This window comes from uncultured Lamprocystis sp., from assembly GCF_903933125.1.
Lineage (GTDB): Bacteria > Pseudomonadota > Gammaproteobacteria > Chromatiales > Chromatiaceae > Thiodictyon.
Genome location: NZ_CAIZIZ010000209.1, coordinates 1 through 5,021, shown reverse-complemented (window position 1 = coordinate 5,021; position 5,021 = coordinate 1). Strand labels below are relative to the sequence as shown.

The window sequence follows — 5,021 nt, the reverse complement described above, 5'->3', positions numbered from 1 at the left end:
TCTGAGTGGCTCGTTGTTGGAGTCCATGATGACCTTCAAAACCTCGTAAGATGCTGAAATATAAGTATATCATAACCTACTGAGATCCCGAAGAGCCGCCCATTTTCGGGAAAAAGAGATTGGCAAAGCGATAAAACGCGAGCAGCTTCTCGGTTGAAACATTGTCCGAATTAAGATAGATAGGCGAAAACAGGATCGGGTCGGCGGTCAACAACGATGACTTGCGACGCATGGTCTTGCCCCCTCAGGCGTTATAGATCGTGCCGACACTGCGGAAGGGCAGGCGGTAAATGACGTAAGACACCAGGAACGCCTTTTCCAGCAGCTTATCCAGGCGGTGCATGACCCCCATGAACACCAGCGGCACTTCTCCTTCCTGCAGGATCCCGGTAATGCGATTGAAAATAAACTGATCCCTCAAGGTCAGCAGTGCCTTGCTTGCTTCCTGGTACTGCGCCTGGCCCGCCTGCCGCTGCGCCGCCGTGCCTTTCATCAGCAATTTATTGAGCAGGTCGTATTCCTGTACGAGTAGATCGAGATCCTCCGTGCCCTCCAGTGTCGCCCCTTTCTGCATCAGCTCCAAGAGCAACGAGAAATTGGGGCTGCCGCTCTCGGCCAGCCGCCCGGCCAGTGCCGATTCATTACCGCACACCGGGGTACCGTCCTGGAAGATGCGGGTCTGCCGCCAGGGTAAGTTGAGCTCGCCGAGCTTGGCCGCAATGCCCTTCCACATGTCATCGACCGGCGACGGTGCGGCGCCGCTCCGGCCCGCGCGCAACGGCGCTGTCCCGGCCTTGGGCCGCGGCGCCGCGGTGCGTCCGGCAGCGTCCTGGGCGTGCAGAATAGGCACATAGATCAGTCTTCTGAGGTCTTTCATTCTTACCGTTCCGCCAGTGAGGATTCATAGGCAGTGGTGATGATGCTGACCAGGTCACGATTGGCAAACGGCTTGCTCAAGTATTCGCTGACCTGGAGTTCGGCCGCGTCCCTGATGGTATCCGGAGAGGCAAATCCGGTCAGGATGACAACCTGGACCCGGTCATCGGAGCGGCGGATGTTGCGCAGGGTCGTAATGCCATCCATGCCCGGCATGCGCAGGTCCAGAAGAATCACGTCCGGATTCTCCTGCTCATTGAGCACAATGCCGTCGGGGCCGTTGGCGGCACAGAAGACCCGCCAGCCTTGGCCGGCCAGGACGTCTCTCATCAGTCCCCGCAGGTCCGGTTCATCATCGATGATGAGGATCGTCGGTGTCGCGGCTGGTGTGGTCATCTGCTATTGCTCCGAAGGGTTGGCGGGGTGATGGGGTTCCCCATCGTCGTTGCGCGTGCGGGACGGCAGCAGGATCGTAAATTGGGCGCCGCGCCCCTCGCCGTCGCTTTCAACCCACAGGCGGCCGCCGTGTGTCTCGATGATACCCAGGCTGGTGACGAGGCCGAGCCCGGTGCCGTCACCACCCTGCCAGCCGGAGCGGAACGGCTGAAACAGGGTGGCCAACTTCTCTTTGCTGATGCCGATGCCGGTGTCGCGAATGGCGATGCGCAGGCGGCCCTCGTCTTCCGGTGCCACGGTGATGCTCAGCCGGCCCGGTCCGGTCATCGCCTGCCGCGCATTGCGGATCAGATTGATGAAGACCGAGAGCAGGGCGTCTTCGGCGCCGGAGACCGCGCTGTCGGCCGGCACCTTGCAATCAACATCCACGGCAATGCCGCTCAGGTCATATTGCTGAGCAACGGCCGCCACCGCCTCCCGGATCAGCGCCTCCAGGGCGACGACACCGGTTGCTTTGCCGATGGTGCCGCTATAGCCGAGCAGACCGCCCAGAATGGTCTTGCAGCGGCGGGCGCTGTGCAGGATGATTTCCAGCTTCTCGGTGAACGATGACGCTTGTCCATCACTGTTGCACAGCAGGAGTTCGGTTCTGCCGATGACAATCGCGAGGGGATTGTTGAGTTCATGAGAGACATCGCCCACCAGCCGCCCCATGACCGCCAGTTTTTCGGCAAGCATCAATTTTTCCTGCAGTGCCTTTTCTTTGCTCATATCGTGGAAAACGAGCACCACGCCGGTGATCCGATCCCGATTGAGGATCGGCGCGGCGCTGCCGCGAATCGGGCGTTCAGTGCCGTCGCGGGCAATCAACCGGGCATTGGTCGTGAGGGCGACGGCGCCGCCTTGGCGCAGCGCCGAGGTGACCGGATCCGCAATCCCGGCGCGGGTCTCGCCATCAACGACGCACCAGACCTCGTCGAGTCGGTTGCCGCGCGACTCCCGCTCGCTCCACCCCGTCAGGGCCTCGGCAACCGGATTCATCAGCAGGATGCGGCCGGCACTATCCAGTGAGACCACGCCATCGGCGATACCATACAGCGTGGTTCTCATTTCCGCCTCACCGCGGGTCAGCGCGTCCTGCATCCGCTTCAGTTCGGTGACGTCGCGGACGATGCCGATCGCCGACCAGGCCTCCGTCTCGCGCGCCGCGGAGAGCGAGAGCTCCAGGTGGAATTCGCTGCCGTCCTTGCGCCGGCCGGTAAGTTCGACGGACCTGCCGATCGCGGCCCCCTGGCCGGTTTGCCGAAAATCCAGGAAGGCGCGGCCGGGCGCTTCCCGGTAGAACCGGGGGACCAGCAGCGCGTGCAGTTCACGGCCGATCACCTCTTCGCGGGCGTAACCGAAGATCGTCGCGGCGGCTTCGTTCCAGAACGTGATGTTGCCCTCATGATCGAGCATGAGAATCCCATCCGGGGCGCGCGAGGTGATGACCCTGAGCAGCTCTTCGCTCATCCGCAGCGCCTCCTCGGCCTGCTTGCGGTCGGCGATGTCCTCGTAGACGCCCAGGATGCCGAACACCTCGCCGGCTTGATTCCTGAGCGGAACCTTGGACGTGCGTATCCACCGCGTCTGTCCGTCCGACGTGGTCTGCGGCTCATCAAAGGACAACTTGGCGATGCCCGATGCCATGACCGCCTGGTCATCGGCGCGATACCGCTGCGCCTGCGCCGCCCAGCCCATCTGATAGTCGTCTTTGCCGATCAGGTCCCGCGGATGCGTCAGGCCGGCGTCTTTGGCAAACGCGATATTGCACCCGAGGTAGCGCAGGTCGCGATCCTTCCAGAACACCCCGAGCGGTACGGTGTCGATGACCGTCATCAGCACGTTGCGTGAGCCGGCAATCAGCCGTTCCAGGCGCTGTCGCTCGGTGAGGTCCCACAATGAGACCACCGCCCCGCCCGGCACCCCGTCCTGGCCTTGCGGCGCGGACCAACACTCGGCCGGAACGGGGGTGCCGTCACGACGCCAGAAGACCTCATCCTCCAGATGCACGGTTGCGCCGCTCTGGAGGGCCTGACAGAGACGGCATTCTGCGGCGGGAAAGGGCGTTCCATCCGCGCGTCTGGCGTGAATCTGCGAATGCATGTGCTTACCGAGCAGGTCTTCAGGGCGCTCGTACCCCAGTAGTCTGAGGCAGGCGTTGTTGGCGAATGTGCAGTTGCCGTGCGGGTCGAGGCCGAAGATCGCTTCGGGCGCATTGGTGAGCAGGAGGTTGACCTGGTGGTGGCTCTTGCGTAACAAGTCCCGGCTCTGGCTGATCTCGGCGGTCAGTTCGGCGGCGATGCGGGCGGCAGTGGCGCGCGTACGGATCACCGAGCGCATCAAGCCGAACAGCAGGCCGCTGAGGCTCAGGCCGCCGGCCAGGGTGGTCCAGGGTGCGTAACCGATCCCGGAGACGGTTGCGGCGGCCGCGGAGTGGTCACAGACCAGCAGCCACTGCCGGCCGTTGAAGTCGAGCGCGCGCTCTTGGACGAATCGCGAGTCAACATGCTGCAAGAACGCCGGATGGCTGACGAACAGCAGGTCGGCCGGCGCTGCCGTGCGGCCATCGTAGATGTGCAGGTCGACGGTCTTGCCTTGGTGATTCTCCCAGTCGCCGAGCATGCCGGTCATGAGGTCATGCATGCGGTAGGGGCTGTAGGCCCAGCCAAGCAGCGCCGCGCGCCGCTGTTCGCGGGTGTCCAGCGCGGCCCCGCCGCGATAGACAGGGACATACATCAGGGTCCCGGCCTGGACCTCGGTACCGGTCTCCTGCACCAGTTCGACCTTGCCGGACAGGGCCGCCTCGCCGGTGTCGCACGCCTGCTCCATGGCGGCCCGCCGCACCGGCTCGGAATACATATCGAAACCGAAGGCGCGCAGGTTGCGGTCGTTGAAGGGTTCCAGATAGATGATGGACGTGTAGAGGGGGCGCGGGCCGGGCGGGCGGACGCTGTACTCGGGGAAGCCTTCGGCGCGAATGCGCTCGACGTGGGCGGCCAGTTGCTCCGGGGGGATGACCTGTGTGAACCCGATCCCCTGCACCCCGGGGACACTCCGGCTCGCCTGCAGGGTCTCGACATAGGCCCGCCAGTCGTCGCGCTCCACCGCGGCCGAGGCGGCAAAGAGTCCCGCCCCGCCGCGCAGGATCAGGGCATAGGCACCCAGGCGCTCATGGACCTTGAGGGCGACCTGATCGCAGTCGAAGGCGAACTGCCTGGCCGCGTCCCGTTCGAGGAGCTGCTTGACCTGCAGACCGGCGAGGACACTCGCCAGCACCCCAAAGGTCAGCGCGACCCAGGCGAGTGTGGTCTTCCGCGATAGGCTGAGTGTGGGCATAGGGCGTGCGAAGATTGCGACTGCGGGGGCCAGGCGTGCGCCACATCGCCGGCCCTGGGCCGAGGGGTGGCAGGAGGTTGAGCGCGGCGCCCGCAACAACGGTTGGACCGCCGCCGTCACGGGGGTCGTCCACTTCGTCAGCGACGCGCGGTGGTGCGTCATCGCCCCGCGGTCGACACCCAGGCATCGTACCACCAACGCCGGGCTGGTTGGCACATGTCAAGCGCAAGGCCAGCAATTCCAAATTTGGGCAGCATCACGCAGCCCCTTGGTGGATGCAGCGCGCACGACCGGCGTGCCGGGTCCCTGACACCGAGCGGCGCGCCTTATCCACCCTACAGCGGGGCCGGTTCTGTAGGGTGGATAAGCGC

Annotated in this window: 3 protein-coding genes; all 3 read right to left on the bottom strand. The window is 64.3% G+C overall.

What is annotated here, in order from left to right:
* Positions 1-244: 244 nt before the first annotated feature.
* From QZY03_RS10560 to QZY03_RS10550, 3 genes are read right to left on the bottom strand one after another with little or no spacing between them, the layout of a single operon-like run.
* Positions 245-877, bottom strand: a complete 633-nt coding sequence (locus tag QZY03_RS10560) for a hypothetical protein (RefSeq protein ID WP_295580759.1) — start codon at positions 875-877, stop codon at positions 245-247.
* Positions 878-879: 2 nt separating this feature from the next.
* Positions 880-1,272: a response regulator gene (locus QZY03_RS10555; protein ID WP_295580757.1), complete on the bottom strand. Its 393-nt coding sequence runs from the start codon at positions 1,270-1,272 to the stop codon at positions 880-882.
* 3 nt (positions 1,273-1,275) lie between these two features.
* The gene (locus QZY03_RS10550; protein ID WP_295580755.1) at positions 1,276-4,650 is read right to left on the bottom strand and encodes a CHASE domain-containing protein; all 3,375 of its coding nucleotides are present in this window, start codon (positions 4,648-4,650) and stop codon (positions 1,276-1,278) included.
* Between the last annotated feature and the right edge of the window lie 371 nt (positions 4,651-5,021).

What these genes read in the sequence shown, in the direction of transcription:
- QZY03_RS10550 (WP_295580755.1), bottom strand. Translation starts at nt 4,650, where the DNA reads ATGCCCACACTCAGCCTATCGCGGAAGACCACACTCGCCTGGGTCGCG.
- QZY03_RS10555 (WP_295580757.1), bottom strand. Translation starts at nt 1,272, where the DNA reads ATGACCACACCAGCCGCGACACCGACGATCCTCATCATCGATGATGAA.
- QZY03_RS10560 (WP_295580759.1), bottom strand. Translation starts at nt 877, where the DNA reads ATGAAAGACCTCAGAAGACTGATCTATGTGCCTATTCTGCACGCCCAG.